A 559-nucleotide genomic window follows, 5' to 3' on the forward strand; every position below is an offset into this window, starting at 1 on the left:
CCCCGGCGGCGGAGGCCTCGGCCGCCGTCGGAGTCTCCGGCTCCAGGCCGTGCCGACGGCCTTTCGCCAGGATCTTGTCCGCGTACTGCAGCGCGGGCAGGCCGGGCGGAACACCGTCGAAGGGTCCGCTGCGCTCGGGCTTCTCCTGCTTCTTGAGGTCTTCCCAGCGTGAGTGCAAGGCCGCGTTGCTGGCCTCCGTGCCCAGGGAGTCCTGATAGTCCTCGGCGAACACCTGTGGGTGCCGACGCACCAGCTTGTCCGTGATCGCCTCCAGCAAGTCCAGGACCGTGAAACCGCCGTCGACGACGGAGCGTTCCTGCGCCACCCGTGCGTGGAAGACCACCTGGAGCAGGAGGTCCCCGAGTTCCTCCGTGAGTTCCTGGCGGTGAGCCTGCGGTCCACCCTCGGACTCGATGGCCTCGATGACTTCGTAGGACTCCTCGACCAGGTACTTGACCAGGGACTCGTGGGTCTGCCGGGCGTCCCACGCGCACCCGCCCGGGGACCGCAAACGATCCATGACGCGCACCAGTTCGGCGAACCGTTCCCCCGCGGCCTC

Annotated in this window: 1 protein-coding gene; it reads right to left on the reverse strand. The window is 68.9% G+C overall.

Going from position 1 to position 559, the window contains the following annotated elements; all coding sequences use genetic code 11:
* The coding region (locus GTW58_RS13780) for a MazG nucleotide pyrophosphohydrolase domain-containing protein (protein ID WP_168023631.1) at positions 1 to 559 on the reverse strand (559 nt) is incomplete at both ends.

The sequence above is a fragment of the Kocuria subflava genome, from assembly GCF_012163155.1.
Lineage (GTDB): Bacteria > Actinomycetota > Actinomycetes > Actinomycetales > Micrococcaceae > Kocuria > Kocuria subflava.